Source organism: Methylocaldum gracile (assembly GCF_053646815.1).
In genome coordinates, this window is the sequence record NZ_CM132196.1 from 3,862,228 (window position 1) to 3,879,198 (window position 16,971).

At 53.8% G+C, this 16,971-nt stretch carries 16 protein-coding genes and 2 tRNA genes; 10 read left to right on the forward strand and 8 right to left on the reverse strand.

Features of this window, described 5'->3' with window-relative positions; translation table 11 throughout:
* The first annotated feature begins 6 nt into the window (after positions 1–6).
* The 6 genes from rnhA (at position 7) to ACWJJK_RS17185 (ending at position 3,882) form a co-directional block, all read left to right on the forward strand.
* Positions 7–495 (forward strand): ribonuclease HI, encoded by a 489-nt coding sequence (rnhA, locus tag ACWJJK_RS17160; protein ID WP_240502355.1) that lies wholly within the window; start codon positions 7–9, stop codon positions 493–495.
* The gene (gene dnaQ, locus ACWJJK_RS17165) at positions 476–1,189 is read left to right on the forward strand and encodes a DNA polymerase III subunit epsilon (protein WP_077727963.1); all 714 of its coding nucleotides are present in this window, start codon (positions 476–478) and stop codon (positions 1,187–1,189) included. The genes rnhA and dnaQ overlap by 20 nt, the downstream gene beginning before the upstream one ends.
* 57 nt (positions 1,190–1,246) lie before the next feature.
* Positions 1,247–1,336, forward strand: a tRNA-Ser gene (locus ACWJJK_RS17170).
* 44 nt (positions 1,337–1,380) lie between these two features.
* A complete protein-coding gene (locus ACWJJK_RS17175) occupies positions 1,381–2,028 on the forward strand; it encodes a response regulator (RefSeq protein ID WP_077727962.1) in 648 nt (215 codons plus the stop codon).
* Positions 2,029–2,044: 16 nt separating this feature from the next.
* A tRNA-Leu gene (locus tag ACWJJK_RS17180) sits at positions 2,045–2,132 on the forward strand.
* Positions 2,133–2,424: 292 nt separating this feature from the next.
* Positions 2,425–3,882, forward strand: coding sequence for a TrkH family potassium uptake protein (locus ACWJJK_RS17185; RefSeq protein ID WP_077727961.1), 1,458 nt, complete (start codon positions 2,425–2,427; stop codon positions 3,880–3,882).
* A 19-nt stretch (positions 3,883–3,901) separates the two neighbouring features.
* Here ACWJJK_RS17185 and ACWJJK_RS17190 read toward each other — a convergent pair whose 3' ends face one another.
* Genes ACWJJK_RS17190 through ACWJJK_RS17210 form a run of 5 tightly spaced genes read right to left on the reverse strand, consistent with a single transcriptional unit; the run spans position 3,902 to position 7,978 of the window.
* Positions 3,902–4,477, reverse strand: a complete 576-nt coding sequence (locus ACWJJK_RS17190; RefSeq protein WP_205780631.1) for a YbhB/YbcL family Raf kinase inhibitor-like protein — start codon at positions 4,475–4,477, stop codon at positions 3,902–3,904.
* 39 nt (positions 4,478–4,516) lie between these two features.
* On the reverse strand, positions 4,517–4,954 hold the full coding sequence (locus ACWJJK_RS17195; protein WP_077727960.1) for a universal stress protein: 438 nt from the start codon (positions 4,952–4,954) through the stop codon (positions 4,517–4,519).
* 27 nt (positions 4,955–4,981) lie between these two features.
* Positions 4,982–5,482 carry a hypothetical protein gene (locus tag ACWJJK_RS17200; RefSeq protein WP_156879503.1) on the reverse strand — a complete coding sequence of 167 codons (501 nt, stop codon included), beginning with the start codon at positions 5,480–5,482 and terminating at the stop codon, positions 4,982–4,984.
* A gap of 31 nt (positions 5,483–5,513) precedes the next feature.
* A complete protein-coding gene (locus ACWJJK_RS17205) occupies positions 5,514–7,403 on the reverse strand; it encodes an ATP-binding cassette domain-containing protein (RefSeq protein ID WP_156879502.1) in 1,890 nt (629 codons plus the stop codon).
* Positions 7,404–7,456: 53 nt separating this feature from the next.
* Positions 7,457–7,978 (reverse strand): YcxB family protein, encoded by a 522-nt coding sequence (locus ACWJJK_RS17210; protein WP_077727957.1) that lies wholly within the window; start codon positions 7,976–7,978, stop codon positions 7,457–7,459.
* Between the two features lie 166 nt (positions 7,979–8,144).
* On the opposite strand from ACWJJK_RS17210, the gene bfr reads away from it, so the two are divergent.
* Together bfr and ACWJJK_RS17220 are read left to right on the forward strand one after the other, a co-directional pair.
* Positions 8,145–8,612, forward strand: coding sequence for a bacterioferritin (gene bfr / locus ACWJJK_RS17215; RefSeq protein WP_077727956.1), 468 nt, complete (start codon positions 8,145–8,147; stop codon positions 8,610–8,612).
* Positions 8,613–8,737: 125 nt separating this feature from the next.
* Entirely contained in the window at positions 8,738–8,947 is a 210-nt protein-coding gene (locus ACWJJK_RS17220) for a (2Fe-2S)-binding protein (RefSeq protein ID WP_077727955.1), read from the forward strand.
* A gap of 146 nt (positions 8,948–9,093) precedes the next feature.
* Here the strand turns inward: ACWJJK_RS17220 and ACWJJK_RS17225 are convergent, their stop codons facing one another.
* The 3 genes from ACWJJK_RS17225 to uvrA all read right to left on the reverse strand — a co-directional run bounded on the left by ACWJJK_RS17225 (position 9,094) and on the right by uvrA (position 14,609).
* The gene (locus tag ACWJJK_RS17225) at positions 9,094–10,383 is read right to left on the reverse strand and encodes an outer membrane beta-barrel protein (RefSeq protein WP_156879501.1); all 1,290 of its coding nucleotides are present in this window, start codon (positions 10,381–10,383) and stop codon (positions 9,094–9,096) included.
* A gap of 278 nt (positions 10,384–10,661) precedes the next feature.
* Entirely contained in the window at positions 10,662–11,363 is a 702-nt protein-coding gene (locus tag ACWJJK_RS17230; RefSeq protein WP_133716971.1) for a DUF2959 domain-containing protein, read from the reverse strand.
* 357 nt (positions 11,364–11,720) lie between these two features.
* Complete coding sequence (gene uvrA, locus ACWJJK_RS17235) at positions 11,721–14,609, reverse strand: excinuclease ABC subunit UvrA (RefSeq protein WP_347257564.1); 2,889 nt, start codon at positions 14,607–14,609, stop codon at positions 11,721–11,723.
* A 71-nt stretch (positions 14,610–14,680) separates the two neighbouring features.
* Between uvrA and ACWJJK_RS17240 the strand changes: the two genes are divergently transcribed.
* Positions 14,681–16,072: an MFS transporter gene (locus ACWJJK_RS17240; protein WP_434101738.1), complete on the forward strand. Its 1,392-nt coding sequence runs from the start codon at positions 14,681–14,683 to the stop codon at positions 16,070–16,072.
* 140 nt (positions 16,073–16,212) lie between these two features.
* Entirely contained in the window at positions 16,213–16,692 is a 480-nt protein-coding gene (gene ssb, locus ACWJJK_RS17245) for a single-stranded DNA-binding protein (RefSeq protein WP_086133601.1), read from the forward strand.
* Positions 16,693–16,971 lie beyond the last annotated feature (279 nt).

Genomic DNA, 16,971 nt, shown 5'->3' on the forward strand with positions numbered 1-16,971 from the left:
GGCACCGTGACTAACACAGTTAACATCTACACGGATGGCGCTTGCCGCGGCAATCCGGGACCCGGAGGGTGGGGCGTAGTGTTGAAGTACAAAAGCAAAGAGATGGAGCTCTACGGAGCAGAGCCCAACACTACGAATAACCGCATGGAGCTCATGGCGGCAATCAAAGGATTGGAAGCCTTGAAAAGACCCAGCAAGGTCTGCATAACGACTGATTCTCTTTATGTTCTCAAGGGCATTTCCGAGTGGTTACCGGACTGGATCCGACGAGGGTGGAAAACATCAGCAAAGAAGTCGGTCAAGAACGTCGATCTTTGGCAGCGTCTCGTAGCCGCTCAACAAGACCATAGCGTCGAGTGGAAATGGATAAAGGGACACACTGGGCATATCGAGAATGAGCGCGCCGACGCACTTGCCAACCGAGGGATAGACGAACTGTTAGAACCTACAGCGCCAGAACAGGCGAAAACAATTCATGCGACAAGTCGTACTTGATACTGAAACAACTGGGCTCGACCCTGCAGAAGGGCACCGCATCATTGAAATCGGCTGCGTGGAACTCATCAGTCGCAGGCTGACAGGAAATCGCTTTCACGTCTATCTGAATCCAGAGCGGAACATTGATCCAGGAGCCGTTGAGGTACATGGACTGAGCGCCGAATTTCTAGCCGATAAACCTCGCTTTGCCGATATCGCCGAGGACCTTTTGGCTTATATCAAAGGCGCTGAACTGGTTATCCACAATGCTCCGTTCGATGTGGGCTTTCTCAACCATGAACTGCAATTGCTATCCAGCGGCTTTGCCAGCGTGGCGGAATATTGCACCGTTCTGGATACGTTGGTGCTCGCCAAAAAGAAACATCCCGGACAGCGCAACAATCTGGACGCATTGTGCAAACGATATGGTGTAGACAATCGACACAGAGAACTGCACGGCGCTCTACTCGATGCCGAGATCCTAGCCGAAGTCTATCTCGCCATGACCGGTGGCCAGACTTTACTGGTATTGGAGCCGGAATCGACAGATGAGGGTACGGACAAATTACAGCAAACGCCAAAATTGACCCTCTCAATAAATCGCCCTCAGCTTAAAATAATCCGTTGCAGCGAAACGGAACTCCAAGCGCATGCCGCCAGACTTGATGCTATCGATAAGGCAAGCAACGGGAAATGTCTCTGGAAAGCGTAAAGATAGAACCGAAGAGGCTTATACGTTATCCTTATAGGAGAATGTTTGATGAATCGAGGAGAGGTGGCTGAGCGGTTTAAAGCGGCGGTCTTGAAAACCGTTGACGGTTGATCCCGTCCGGGGGTTCGAATCCCTCCCTCTCCGCCATATTCTAAGGTAAGCGCTCTAGTCCAGTTTTAGCCATTGACGTTATGATCGGCATTCTCCTGGTAGATGATCATGAACTGGTTCGAGCGGGCATCGAGCACTTACTGAACGAAGCCGAGGACATGAAGGTAATCGGTATAGCGTGCTCGGGCGAAGAGGCCATCGAGCAAGCTGACCGGCTGAGTCCCGACTTGATCGTTATGGATATCAATATGCCGGGTATAGGCGGGATTGAAGCATGCCGAAAGATCAGTCAAAAACATCCACTGGTGAAAATTGTGGCTTTGAGTGTGTATGCTGATGGACCATTCCCGCACCAACTCCTAAATTTGGGCGCTCACGGCTATGTTTCGAAGAGCTGTCCTATCAGCGAGTTGATCAATGCTATTCGGACGGTATCCGAGGGCAAACGATATCTTAGTCAGGACGTTGCCAGTAAAATGGCCTTGGCCAAACTGGCCGATCAATCCTCGTCGCCGTTTAACGATCTATCGTACCGCGAACTGCAAGTCGTCATCATGACACTTCAAGGCCGGTCGATTCAGGACATGGCGGACATGCTGACGATAAGCCCCAAAACGGTCAATACATACCGGTATCGGGCGTATGACAAACTGTCTGTCAAGAACGACGTAGAGCTGACTCGGTTAGCGACAAGATACGACCTTATCAGCGACACTCCCCTCCGATGAGGATTCAAGTCTATTTGCCTCGGTGGTGGAATAGGTAGACACACGGGACTTAAAATCCCGCGCCCTAACCCGGCGTGCCGGTTCGATTCCGGCCCGAGGCACCAAACCCGCTTTCCGTGAACGGCTGACTCATGCTGTATCTATCGACTCAATCCATCATCAACGGCTCTACGATACTCCACACAATCGCCAGCCATGGCTGACTCCCTTCAGTCAGCTTTACACCAAAACTCCCGCCTTTCAACGAAACAGCCAATCGAGGTATGTTTCAGGGTCAATCTAGCGATATCTAAGGTGGAATCGATTGCAGACAAGCGCAATTCCTCGCTCTTTCGACCGCGGGTCGAGAGTTTCTTTTAGTGACCCTTTGGTTTGATGTTATAGGGTTCTTGTCAGATGAATCGATTCTTATCCCTCGCTAGAGTTTTCGGCCTAATGCTGATGGTTTTCAGCGTGACTTACGCGTTACCTATCCTGACCTCGTTAAGTTACCGTGACGGGACGGTTTCGTTGTTTATCGAAGACATGCTGCTCACTCTAGCCGCCGGCGGACTTTTATGGCTCACGACGAGAAAATTCCAGCGCGAATTGAAAGCCAAGGATGGGTTCTTGCTCGTGGTGCTCGCCTGGACGGGAATGGCGGCGTTCGCGACCTTTCCTTTGATGTCCTACCTCAAGGATTTGTCATTCACCGACGCCTATTTCGAAGCCATGTCCGGGCTCACAACGAGCGGCGCAACAATCCTGACTGGTTTGGATGAATTGCCTCCGGCCATCAACTTATGGCGACACGAACTTCAATGGCTGGGAGGCATGGGAATCATCGTTTTAGTTGTCGCAATTCTGCCGGTACTCGGTGTCGGCGGACGGCAGTTGTTTATGGCCGAGACCCCAGGCCCCATGAAGGAGAGCAAACTCACTCCTCGCATTACCGAGACAGCCAAAAACCTCTGGCTGGTTTATGCCGGCATTACCGTCATCTGTATCGGATCGCTCAAACTAGCTGGGATGAACTGGCTGGACGCAATCTGTCATGCCTTTTCCGCCATGGGGCTAGGCGGGTTTTCAACACACGATGCCAGCATAGGCTATTTCGATTCGCCGCAAATCGAGGGCGTCCTCACCATTTTCATGCTGCTCGCGGGAATCAATTTTGCCACGCACTTCCTGGCGATCCATAGCAGGACCTTTGCCCCTTACAAGCATGATATCGAGGTGGCGCCTTTTCTGATCCTGATTATCGCCAGCTGCGTGGGTGTCGCTTTCTATCTTTGGCAGCAGGGTACTTATGCTGACTATTGGACAGCCTTTCGACACACGAGCTTCAATCTGGTCTCCGCAGCTACCGATTGTGGCTACGCCAGCGTCGACTTCAACCAATGGCCATTATTTGCGCCGCTATGGATGCTCTTCTTGAGCTCCGTCTCAGCCTGCACCGGCTCCACCGGTGGCGGCATCAAAATGATGAGAACCCTAATTCTGGTCAAGCAAAGTCAGCTGCAGATGCTCATACTGACGCATCCCACGACCGTGAACCCCCTCAAGCTTGGCAACATGGTCATTCCATCGAATATTATTCTCGCGGTACTCGGATTCATCTTCGTCTATTTCATGAGCGTCGTGATTCTGACCTTGTTGCTGGTCATCAGTGGCCTAGATTTCGTCTCGTCCTTTTCCGCCATCATTGCCTGCATCAACAACATGGGTCCCGGACTAAACCAGGTAGGGCCAGCCGGCAATTTCGCGGGGCTAACGGATTTCCAGACATGGACCTGTACCCTGGCCATGTTTCTCGGCCGCATTGAGGTTTTTACGGCGCTGATTTTGTTTACGCCGGCATACTGGAAAAAATAAGAAGATTCGTCGGCCAGTATCATTTAATACGCTGATAAACGCCGATCAACTCGGCCTGCGCCAAAACATGTCCTTGCATGGCTTTTTCGAGCTGGGCTTTCGTGGGCTTATGCAGTCCAGACAAAACAGTATCGAGTGCGTAAAGCTTATGGAAATACCGATGCCGCCCTACTGGCGGGCATGGCCCGCCATAGCCCGTCCGCTTCCAATCGTTGACTCCTTCGGCAGTGTCGGCGGGCAAAGACTGCGACGAAATTCCCTCCGATAAACCGCTCGAGCTTGTCGGAATGTTGTAGAGCACCCAGTGGACCCATGTCATCTTCGGCGCCTTCGGATCCGGTGCATCGGGATCGTCCACAATCAACACCAAGCTTTTCGCGCCCTCGGGAATCCCGGACCAGGACAACGGCGGCGACACGTCTTGACCGTCACAAGTGAAGCGCTGTGGCATATCGCCGTTATGCATAAATGCTGACGATTCGATCTTCATGGACATGCCCTGCCCTCCTTTAAACTCCTCTGAAATGACTGCATCACTGGCGATTAGCAGCGCACCACCCAGCAGCAACCACATCCAGCGATTAAACAAATTCATAATCCTTGACCTCCTTGTCAATCAATGAGAAATCAAAATCTAACCCCGGAGACGAACAGCCAGAACGTCGCACTCAGCATGGTGAATCACGCTGGCGGCCGTAGAACCGAGCAACAGACTGATGCCGTGCCTGCCATGCGATCCGATGACAATTAGATCTGCCTGCAGCTCCTTGGCAATGCGGATAATCTCCACCTTGGGACTTCCGATTTCAACCCAGCGATTGTCTTGAGGGATAGCCAAACGATCGGCGATCTCTGCCAAACGCTTCCGCGCCGCATCCATCATCTGATCTGTCAGATCGATGTCGAACGGCACAATCGGCCCATAAGACGAATCCATGACCGGCATATTTTCCACGACATGGATAATGCTAAGTCTGGCGTCGTACTTTTTCGCCAAATCCTGAGCCTGCTGGATCACCTGTTCCCCGTGCTCGGAAAAATCGGCTGCCAATAAAATCTGCCGGTACGTCATCACCAGTCTCCTATTCTCTGCTTCAGCTCACATGGTTCGACCAAACAGGACCATCATAACTTGATAGCTTACGACTACGTACCCGAAAGCCAACCCCAAGCCGAAAAAGAATGAAATGGCCAAAGCATGTCGCAAAATATGCCCAATTACCGCCAAGTGCCAAAGCATCAGAAGCGTCAGAAAAATGTAAACCCCGTTGGCTTCCGGTGTCACCAGCAGCCAGGCAAGGAGCGGAACAGCGGCTGTGCTGATCAAAGCATCACATGCGTATAAAGCGGTCGCCGTTTGTTGCAGGCGGGGAATCCCCTGGCTCAGATAGAGTGCCATATAAAGAAAGCCGAACAGCATTAAAGCTTCAACCACGGCCTCGACGACCGCTCCGCTCCAATCGCGTTCCAATCCGAGCAGCACGACACCTACGATCAAGTAGGCGAGAACCGCGAGCCCTAACAGCAAGCTCGACGCAGGAACATCCCGAGGTCCTTTCTTAAAAAAACAGATATCGAGAAACAGCTTTATCAGCGGCATGTTTACACTTCGGCAGCAAATTCGAGCTCGCTCAAGTTTCACCCGAGACCGATTCCAACACCTCACTTGCCTCCAACCAGGCGGACTCGGTTTCCACCAGTAGGCGGTCAATTTCAGCTTTTTCAAGGAGCAAAGACTGTAAGTCCGCCTTCGAGTCACCCTCGTACAGCGCAGGATCTGCCAGCCGCTCTTCGAGACGCCGCTTTTCGAACGTCAATTTCTCCAAAGAGGCTTCAGCCCGTTCCAGCGCCTGCTGAAAGGGTCTCAACGCACGCCGCCGCTCCGCATCCAGGCGCCGTTGATCTTTGCGGGACGGTGCCGCCTTGCTTTCGGCCGAAGCTTGCGATATGGCACGTCGATTGCTCAGCCACTGCCTGTAATCATCCAAGTCACCAGCGAATTTCTCAGCCTTTCCGTCGGCGACTAACCAGAAATCGTCGGCAGCCGTTCGGAGCAAATGGCGATCGTGAGAAACGAGCACCATCGCTCCCTGATAATCCTGCAAGGCCAGCGTAAGCGCGTCACGTGCGTTCAGATCGAGATGGTTGGTGGGCTCGTCCAGCAACAAAAGATTCGGCTTCTGATAAATCAAAAGAGCCAATGCAAGCCGGGCACGCTCGCCACCGGAAAACGGCGCGACTGCGGCCAACGCCTGGTCGCCGCAAAAACCAAAACCGGCAAGAAAATTGCGCAAATCCTTTTCTGCCGCATTTGGATCAAGTCGCTGCAAATGCTTAAGGGGACTTTCATCGACCCGCAACTGTTCGATCTGGTGTTGTGCAAAATAACCGACCCTCAGGTCTTGCGCTTCCAAACGCTCTCCGCAGCTTGGGCTCAAAACACCGGCCAATAATTTGATCAGGGTGGATTTGCCTGCGCCATTTGTGCCTAAAAGGCCTATCCGCTCGCCCGGATTCAACGTCAGATTAACGCCGCTTAAGATAGGCGTCGAACCGTACCCCACGCCAGCCTCATCCAGCTTCAACAAAGGCGAAGGCAGCTTATCCGGCGGCAGAAAAGAAAATTTGAAAGGCGAGTCGACATGCGCCGCGGCAATCAATTCCAGCTTGCTCAACGCCTTGAGGCGGCTTTGCACCTGGCGCGCCTTGGTAGCTTGCGCACGAAATCGATCTACGAACGACTGAATACGCGCGACTTCGCGCTGCTGTCTTTCATAGGCCGCTTGTTGTTGCCCCAAGAGTTCCGCTCGTCTCGCCTCGAATGCCGAATAGTTTCCGGAATACAGCGTAACCTTTTGGTTCTCGATATGAAGCACATGATCGACGATATCATCAAGAAAATCCCGATCATGAGAAATCAAAAGCAGAGTACCGGCATATCGGGACAGCCACTCTTGAAGCCAAATCACGGCATCCAAGTCAAGGTGATTGGTCGGTTCGTCGAGAAGCAGCATATCCGACCGACACATCAGCGCTTGGGCGAGGTTGAGGCGCATTCGCCATCCGCCAGAAAACCGATTTACCGGCTTGGCCTCATCGCCCGGCGAAAACCCGAGACCGGACATCAGTTTGGCGGCGCGCGCCTTGGCTTCATAACCTCCGATCGCGTCTAGGCGAGAATGGAGCAGTGCCAGCTTCTCACCATCGCCGCTTTTCTCCGCGTCGTGAAGACCAGCCTGGATGAGACGCAATTCGCGATCACCGTCCATGACATAGTCCAAGGCGTTCTGATCGCTAGCCGGGGTTTCTTGGGCCACATGGGCGATATCCAAATTCGGCGGCATCGAAATTTCGCCGGCATCGACATGAATCTCGCCCAGAACCAGACGAAACAAACTGGATTTACCGGCTCCGTTCGCGCCAGTGATACCGACCTTCTCACCGCTATGGATGGTGAAGGAAGCCTCGTCAAACAGAAGACGCTGGCCTCGCCTTAACGCGACCGATTTGAAATTAAGCATGCCAATGGGGTGCCAAGCCGGCACCGGTCATTAGCCGGAAAGGCAGCGCGGAATTAAGCAGCCTGCTCGATTCGCCGGTCGGCTTCTTTGACAAACTCATGGAGGTCCCCTTTTTTGACGGTAGCACGGGGGATGATCAGAGCCGTGTCAATGCCTACGAAAAGAAAGGCGTATTTTTTGGTCATCTCGACGCGAAGAATATCGGCCCATTTCATCCGAGACTCGCCGTTCCGGTTGACCTCTACCAAAACATGCGGCTCGGCCCGCAAGGTATATGTACCGAGGATGCAAGCTCTTTCTTCATCCGAGTACAGTTTCCGGATCTGTCTGCGCAGGCTTCCCTTGAAATAGAGGGGGGTCAAAATGCCCCATAATGCAGCGATCACACCTACGTAGATCGCGGAAAGCGTATCCTGATAGTAAAACCACAAGAACAGCGCGATGAGCGCCATGATACCGGGGAAGATCGCCTGGTGACGACGCAAGGTTTTCTGCCAACTCGCGGAGTTCTGCAATTGATGTTCGTTGAAGGCAACCAGATCCTGTTCGCGGACTTCGTATTCTATTTGGGTCATGCGTCTATCACAGAAATTGTCTAACACCCTGCGCCGCCGACGAACCGGCAGCACATCCCCGGAGCGCTAAAGGGTGACTAGTATACGTAATTCTGTTTCAATTTACTCACTTCGGTGGGCTTGTCTAATCCGAAGCGGGATTTGGTGCTGCACAACGGAGAACAAAATGAAAGGCAATGCCGATGTTATCGCGCGCTTAAACCATTTGCTGATCGGCGAGCTGACTTCCATCGATCAGTATTTAATTCACTCCCGGATGTATAAGGATTGGGGATTTAACCGACTGTATGAACGCATTCATCACGAATTGCAGGAAGAACAGTCCCATGCCGACCGATTGATCAACCGAATTCTATTCCTCGAAGGTGTGCCGGATCTCAGCAAGCGCAACGCACTGCAGATCGGTCAGGATGTTCCAGGCATGCTCAAGAATGACCTGACTTTAGAATACAAAGTAATCGACGAACTCAAAGAAGCGATGGCGTTTTGTGAAAGCGTCGGCGATTACGTTACGCGGGATATCCTTCTGACGCTTCTCAAGGACACAGAAGAGGACCACGCCTATTGGCTGGAGATTCAGCTCGGCCTCATCGAAAAAATCGGACTACAGAACTACCTGCAAACACAGATGTAATCTACACATCCAGCCTGCCCTATCACTCGCCCACCTATGGGCAAGACAGTTCAAATCAAATCTTATTTGATAATAATTATCAGTTGTACTAGTATTTAGATCAGGTTTTTTCATCTGGTCTTGTTATGTACATCTGTATCTGCAAGAAAGTCACCGACGGACAAATCCGAAAGGCCGTTCAGGAACAGGACGTGACAAGCATGCGCAGTCTGCGCTCCAAATTAGGTGCGTGCGATCAGTGCGGCAAGTGTGCGGTTCAGGCCAAACAGCTTATCCGCCAATGCTTGCAGCACGAAAAAACGGTATCAGACCATAACCCGCGCAAGGCCGCATAAGCTTTATCCGCTCCGATAGCAGCGGGCCGCTTGAGCTTTAGAAGGCTAACGGTCGACCCCGTTAGAACGGAGTGTTCTTCGGAGTGAAAGGCAGAAGTACGGAAGGAGGACGTCCCTGTCCTTCACGACGAAATTCCCAAGATATATTAGAACGTTATGACCACGTCGGTGGAAAAGAGGAATTGATCGCTCTTCTTACCGGCAAAGCTTGCCGCTCCACCAGCATTGTCGTACGCGTCTGCCTTATCAGCCCAATCGTACCGAACGTTCGGACGCACCATCAGCCAATTCACCGGCTTCCAGTTCAAACCGGCCGTGAATGCATAATAACTTGATGCTGGAAGCGCCCCCAATGTCCGCGCAGGCGAAACCACGCGGAAGCCGTCGTCATCGCGGAACCATTCAGCGCGCAGCCCGACAGCAAGATCGTCTGAAATATCGTAGGTGAGGTATTGATTGATCCCATACCATTCTGCATCGGTCCCATTACTGCCAGACCGATCGGTCGCCCCGACGACGCTATTTGCCCATCCATGATCATGCTGGAAGGTGTAGTGTAGGCCTTCCATGATGTCGTGCTTTATCACTAAGCTGTACATGCTCCAATTGTTTGCGTCTTGCTCGGAAATCTCACCGCTGGTGGCGCTAAATGCTACAGAACTGCCCTTGTCATCGCTGGCCCAAGTCACGCCACCGAGAAATGCCCAATTACCAAGACCTTTGTCCCAGGCACCATCCCAACCGGCGGTTTCGCTGCCGGTCACGCCCCCCGCCGTTATCGTCCAGTTCTGATCAATCGGATAGCTTAATAACACGCCTGTGTGGGTAAAGGGTTCTCCGAACTGCATCGTATAAGCATGCGAGTAGAAGAAATTATCCGGTGCCGTCACCACTTCGTTGCCGATGATGGTGTAAAAATGCCCAATCTTCGCAGTGATGCCGTTACCGAAAGGCGCGAATATTTCAAAGTAGGCCTGTGGCAGCGCGATGTCATAGAAGCGCTCCTCGTTCATCAGACGGAGATCCCAATGTCCGCGGGGCGAACCGTAAGCCTGTGTAAATTGGGCGTCGGTGCCGAACATAAAGTCGAAGCGTCCGCCGAAATCCCAGGAATCGCCCTCTGTATTGACGGCACGCTGCAGATAAAAGTAAAGCTGATTCAGTTGAAATTCGGAGGCACGGTCATTGAACGTCACCGGCCCGTTAAATCTTCCGGCGGGCTCATTCGCGTTGTAAGTGATACCGGCGTTAATCCATCCACCAAATTGCAGCCCCAAGTTTTTCATGAATTGGGTATCGTTGACATCGGCGCCCATATAGCCGAGCAACCCGGTGGGCTCGCTCGCTTCCTCAGCCCCAACGGAGGCAGCGAAAACCGCTGCAAGAACGCCTAAAGCCACACGCCCCATTCGGATCTTGGATGAATTCTTATACATATCGCTTTTTCTCTTATGTTTTCTGGAACGATAGTCTTAAGGCAAAGTCCATACCAAGGCGAAAATAATGTGCCCTCAGTTACTTAAGTAACGCATCAGTAAGATTTTGCACCTGTTTGGTGCGCTCTTACGGCTAATTGCACCAAAACAACACTTTGTTGCAATTGACACAATCGGCCATCAAGATGACTTGAAGGCATCCGCAAAGCTAGCACCGGTGTATCAAGAAAGTCGATCAGAATTTTTCTGAAACGAGCTGCTCGGCACTAAACAACGGTTCAACTGGCAGGGAGTGCTTTTTGACCGTTCAGCGAATACACGAAATCATTCGCTCGGTTTATGGAACGCTCCATGGCTGTGATCAAGCCGGCAACCCCAACGGTCATCGCTGCCAATTCATGTTCCAGCGACGCAACCGCTTTTGCATTGAGGTTATGCTTCAAAAACAACACCTGATCTTGGAATACGCTCAGTACTGGCTCGATTTTGCCCTCGGCTCGACGCATCGCGGAAATCAGTTGTCCGTAATGCTGCTGAGTGAGCTTAAGCTTTTGCCGACTGCTGCTTCGAAGGCTGCGGTTGGTGTACAGCTCCAACTCATCCTCCCATTCTGCAAAAAGAGCCTCGGCCACGTCCTGCACCGCCGCAATCCGGTCTTTGACTGCTAGAGCCTTGGCTTTACTGTAATCGAACTCGACTTTAATCTGTCGATATAAGTCTTCGAGCTCGCCACCCTGAAAGTCCGTAAGTGCGCTGAACTTATCCAGCGCACTTTGAAATTGCTCCTTGGCTTCTTCCAAACTGTCCCGCGCATTCTCCACACGACTGACGAGGATGTCTCGCTTATGATGCCCCGTCGACTCCACGGCGCGAAAATAGACCTTTTGACATTTTGATATCAAATACCGGGTCAAAGGACCCAAGAGCTGACGACATACCGCGGCAAAACTAATTGGATTCGTATTGGAGGACTTATTCATAACGCACACTGCTTGTTTTTCGAGAAAAGCCAACGACAGCCATTTTAAAATCCGTATAAAACCGTTTGTAAGCTCATGGTGACAGCGTTATCATTTTTCACTTACAGAGGTCTTGAACAACTTTGCGTAAGATCCACGTCACGTTGCCGTAACGCAAACTCAATAAGCTTCGCAACGGAGTTTCATCATACAAAGGGAGATATTAAGTGAAAGCACTTAGCGAAAAGCATATGGTTGTTGTAACAGCCCTGGCGCTAGGTCTAATCATCTTCTGGCTAATCGCCTCTGATCCGCAAGCTACCACCGCCTCCACCTCATCACCTACGATAAATAACTCTCCTGATGTTGTCGCTACGGTCACGGCCGCACAGTCTTCCGACTGATTTTGTGAACCGCTTCGCCAAACGCTCGGTTCGGCGGTACCGACTTCGATAAGATTTTCTTCAAGAATGCCCCGGTATAGGAAGCCCTGTTTTCGGCAACCTGTTCAGGGGTGCCTTCCGCCACGATTAAACCACCGCCTTCACCGCCTTCCGGTCCCAAGTCGACCAGCCAGTCGGCGGTTTTGATCACGTCCAGATTGTGTTCAATCACGATCACCGTGTTGCCGTGATCGCGCAATTGATGCAGAACGCCCAGAAGTTGCCGAATGTCGTGAAAATGCAGTCCGGTCGTCGGCTCATCCAGAATATAGAGCGTTTTGCCGGTGTCCCGCTTCGATAACTCGCGGGCCAGCTTGACCCGCTGAGCTTCGCCGCCGGAAAGCGTCACCGCGTTCTGGCCCAAGCTGATGTAGCCCAACCCCACCTCCATCAGAGTATCGAGCTTTCGGGCAACGGCCGGAATCGCGGAAAAGAACTGACTGGCTTCTTCCACCGTCATTTCCAAGACTTCGTTTATCGTCTTGCCCTTGTAGCGGATTTCCAGCGTTTCTCGGTTATAGCGTTTTCCCTTGCAAACATCGCAATGGACGAAAATATCGGGCAGGAAGTGCATCTCCACCTTGATCACGCCGTCGCCGGCGCAAGCCTCGCATCGCCCGCCCTTGACGTTGAAACTGAACCGCCCCGGCGAATAGCCGCGTGACCGCGCCTCCGGGGTCGCCGCGAAGAGTTCCCGGATCGGCGTGAACAACCCGGTGTAGGTCGCGGGGTTGGACCTCGGCGTGCGACCGATCGGGCTTTGATCGATATCCACCACCTTGTCGAAATGCTCCAGTCCGTCGATGCCGTCGCTCGATGCCGGCATCGCGGCGGCACCGTTGAGCTCGCGAGCCGCGAAGCGGAACAGCGTATCGTTGATCAGAGTGGATTTGCCGGACCCCGAAACGCCGGTCACACAGGTAAAAAGCCCCACGGGAAACGAAACGTCGATACCCTTCAGATTGTTGCCGCGGGCATTCCGAATCCGGAGCACGCGCTCCGGATCGGGCGGAATACGCCGCTCCGGCACGGCGATCTCGAGACGGTTGGAGAGATATTGGCCGGTGAGGGAATCGTCGTTTGCCATGATCGCTTCTGGCGTCCCCTCGGCCACGATTCGACCACCGTGAACCCCCGCCCCCGGCCCGATATCCACGACATGATCGGCAATCCGGATGGCGTCCTCGTCGTGCTCCACGACTATGACGGTATTGCCCAGGTCGCGCAAACGCAGCAAGGTATCGAGCAGCCGCTGATTGTCGCGCTGATGCAGGCCGATCGACGGTTCGTCCAGGACGTACATCACGCCCACCAAGCCAGCTCCGACCTGGCTCGCCAAGCGAATCCGCTGGGCCTCGCCGCCCGACAGGGTATCGGCGCTGCGCGCCAGGGTCAGGTAATCGAGCCCGACATTGACCAGAAACTGGAGACGCGCGGTGATTTCCTTGACGATCTTGGCCGCCACTTCACCCCGCCGCCCGGTGAGCGTCAGTTCGCCGAAAAATTCGAGTACGCGCCTGATTGGTAAGGCGGTCAGCTCCGGCAGAGAGGAATCGACTACGAACACATGTCTCGCCGCACGGTTCAGGCGGGTCCCCTCGCATTCAGGGCAAGGCTTGCTGGAAAGATACTTGGACAGTTCTTCTCGTACCATCATCGAATCGGTTTCGCGATAGCGCCGCTCCATGTTCGGAATGATCCCCTCGAAAGCATGCCGATGGACCAGCGTATCGCCGCGCGCGGTCAGAACCTTGAATGGAATCGTTTCGGTTCCGCTGCCGTACAGAACGATATCCTGAACCGATTTCGACAGGTGACCGAATGGCTGTTCCGGATCGAAACCGTAGTGCTCGGCCAGCGACTGGACCAAATGGTAGTAATAGGCGTTTCGACGGTCCCAGCCCCGCACGGCGCCGCCCGCCAGACTCAACTGCGGATTCTGGACGACCAGGTGAGGATCGAAGAACTGTTTGACGCCCAGCCCGTCGCAGCTCGGGCATGCTCCCTTCGGATTGTTGAAGGAAAAGATCCGCGGCTCCAGTTCGCTCAGGGAGTAGCCGCAATGCGGGCAGGCATATTTGTCCGAATAGACCAATTCGGTTTCCGAATCGTCCATGGACACTACCAATGCGATACCTTCGGCCAACCGTAGCGCCGTCTCGAACGATTCCGCGAGGCGCACGGCCAGGTCCGGCCTCACCTTGAACCGGTCGACCACCACTTCGATGCTGTGCTTTCGGCGAAGGTCGAGCTTGGGGGGCTCGTCCAGCTCGTAAATCTCGCCGTCAATGCGGGCGCGGATGAAGCCTTGGCTGCGCAAGTCCTCCAGCACCTGAGCGTGCTCTCCCTTGCGCTCGCTGACCACCGGGGCGAGCAGCATCCAGCGGCTGTCCTCCGGCTGGCTGAGAACGTGGTCCACCATTTGGCTGACGGTCTGCGCCTCCAGCGAGATGCCGTGCTCCGGACACCGGGGCATGCCGGCGCGGGCGTAGAGGAGCCGGAGATAATCGTAAATTTCGGTGATGGTGCCGACGGTCGAACGGGGATTGTGCGAAGTCGACTTCTGCTCGATGGAAATGGCCGGCGACAAGCCCTCGATATGGTCGACGTCGGGCTTTTCCATCACCGACAGAAACTGCCGCGCGTAAGCGGAAAGAGACTCCACATAACGTCGCTGCCCTTCGGCGTAAATGGTGTCGAACGCTAGCGACGACTTGCCGGAACCGGACAATCCCGTGATGACGATCAGCTTGTCACGGGGCAGGTCTAGGTCGATGTTTTTGAGGTTGTGGGTGCGGGCTCCACGGATCTGAATCGTGTCCATGCAAAATTCAAGCGCAAAACAGAACCTGTTACTATAGGCCGATTCCCGCCACTCGCAAAGGAGCATATTGCTTGAATCCGACCTTGCAACTCGACACTCCGATGACCCGAGCCGAGGTGCGCGCCAGCTTGTCTCTGGCCGCTATTTACATGTTGAGAATGCTGGGCATGTTCCTGATCCTGCCGGTTCTCTCGGTATTCGCCCGCGAGCTTCCGGACGCTTCGCCGCAATTGGTCGGATTCGCCATCAGCGCTTACGGCTTGACCCAAGCGATCTTTCAGATTCCCTTCGGCCTCTGGTCCGACCGCTATGGGCGGAAACGCCTGATCGTGCTCGGCTTGCTGCTCTTTGCCGCCGGCAGCGCGCTCGCCGCCCTGTCCGATTCGATCTACGGCATCATTGCCGGCCGGGCTCTACAGGGGGCCGGCGCTGTCGCCGGGGTCATCATGGCCTTGGCCGCCGATCTTACCCGCGAAGAACACCGCACCAAAGCGATGGCCTTGATCGGCATCAGCATCGGGATGTCCTTCGCGCTATCTATGGTGATCGGCCCGGTCCTCTCCGGCTGGGTAGGGCTTCACGGTCTTTTCTGGATTATCACGGCATTGGCTCTGCTCGGTATCGTGGTGCTGTACAGCGTTGTGCCGACGCCGGCCGTGAGCCGTTTTCACCGGGATACGGAAGTGCGTCCGGCATCTTTGAAGACAGTCCTGGCAAATCGCGAACTTCTGCGGTTAGACCTAGGCATCTTCTGTCTGCATCTCGTCTTGACCGCTACTTTCGTAGTTCTTCCGCTGATTTTGCGCGATTCGCTACAGCTGGAAACGGCCAACCACTGGCACATCTATTTGCCCGTTTTTGGACTTGCCCTTGCCAGCATGGTTCCTTTCGTGATTCTCGCGGAGAAGAAACGCAAGATGAAAGCGGTATTCGTCTCTTTCATCGCGTTAATCGTCCTTTCGGACGTGGGGTTTACTTGGCTTCAACACGATTTCTGGATCATATCCGGGCTTCTTTACCTGTTCTTCACCGGCTTTAATCTTTTGGAAGCCACCCTCCCTTCGTTGGTGTCGAAGACCGCTCCTCTCGACCTCAAGGGTACTGCCATGGGCGTTTATTCCACGGCTCAATTTTTGGGCGCCTTCGTGGGCGGAGCTGGTGGCGGCTGGATTTACGGCCGCTACGGAATACCTTATGTCTTCCTGTTCTGCGCCGCCGTCGCTCTGCTATGGTTTATATTTGCCATCGGTATGAAAGCTCCCCGAGGTTTGAGCAGCCTCCTGGTTAACGTGAACGGATTGAGTCATGACCAAGCTTCCAGTTTGTCCAGACGATTGCTTCAAGTGCCGGGAGTTGCCGAAGCCGTAGTCCTGGCCGAAGACGGCGTGGCTTACCTGAAAATCGACAAAGAGAAGCTGGATCGCATGGCGCTGAGCGGATTGTTGCAGGAAGTCGCTGCATGAGCATGCCAAGGCTTCCGACAGTCTTTCGAAATCTGACGAAACCTGTAATTTTTACTTAAAAATTAAGAACTTCAGCCATAGCGGCAAGTCTAATAGCTGTTTAAATTCTCAACCGTATCATCGATCGGAGATACCTTAATATGGCCACTCGCGGCGTCAACAAAGTCATACTCATCGGCAACCTAGGTTCCGATCCGGAAGTGCGTTACATGCCCAACGGAGGCGCGGTTACCAGTCTACGGCTCGCCACGAGCGAAACATGGAAAGACCAGCAGACCGGCCAACAACAGGAACGCACCGAATGGCACCAGGTCGTGTGCTACCGAAAGCTGGCCGAGATCGCCGGAGAATATTTGAAGAAAGGCAGCAAGGTATACATCGAGGGCAGTCTGCGCACGCGCAAATGGCAGGACAAGAACGGCCAAGACCGCTATACCACCGAAATCATCGCCGATCAGATGCAGATGCTGGACCGCGCCGGTGGTCCTTCGGCCGGCTCGGGCGGGCGCGGAGAATCCGATCGTTATGCGCCGCCATCTTCGGGATCTTCGAAGCAAGCCCCGCAGCCGGAGCCCGGATTCGGCGGCATGGACGACTTCGACGACGATATTCCGTTCTAAAGAAACTTCGCCCATCCCGAAGAAGCCCTCAAGCTTTTGTTTTCTAAATAAAGTTAGACAGAAAACCACAACACGCGCGCCATCTTATTGATCAGGCCCGTAAATACCCTCCTGGTATTTCGGGCCGCCGCCCAGGCCGGTACACGCCCGGCCTGGGCTCGCGCGGCTTGTCGCCGCGCCGGGGCATCCCTGCCCCGGATTAACCCAACCTATATTTATAGGCCGGGTTAATAAAGCAACTTTCGGCTTCATTTCCGGGTCCAACGCAGGTACCCGGTC